Source organism: Novosphingobium umbonatum (genome assembly GCF_004005905.1).
GTDB lineage: Bacteria > Pseudomonadota > Alphaproteobacteria > Sphingomonadales > Sphingomonadaceae > Novosphingobium > Novosphingobium umbonatum.
The window spans coordinates 1-335 of the sequence record NZ_SACO01000063.1 but is presented as its reverse complement, the minus strand read 5'-3'; the positions used below and the strand labels follow the sequence as shown (position 1 = coordinate 335).

At 60.6% G+C, this 335-nt stretch carries 1 protein-coding gene; it reads left to right on the top strand.

Annotated elements, in window-relative coordinates:
* The coding region (locus EOE18_RS18285; RefSeq protein ID WP_164852824.1) for an ATP-binding protein at positions 1-335 on the top strand (335 nt) is incomplete at both ends.

Genomic DNA, 335 nt, shown 5'->3' with positions numbered 1-335 from the left:
CGTGGCCTTAAAATGTATGGCATGGCTCAGGCTGTCGGCGATCTGATCGAGCAAGGCGCACCTGCCTTCGACGCGGCCGTTCCTATGCTGTCCCAGTTGCTCAAGGCTGAGATGGCTGAACGCGAAGTCCGCTCGATCGCCTATCAGATCAAGGCTGCCCGCTTCCCCGCATACAAGGATCTGGCCGGCTTCGACTTTGCCGCTAGCGAGATCAACGAGGCCCTGGTGCGCCAACTCCACCGTGGAGACTTCATGGACAGTGCCGACAATGTGGTGCTGATTGGCGGGCCCGGTACCGGCAAAAGTCACATTGCCACCGCACTTGGCGTCCAGGC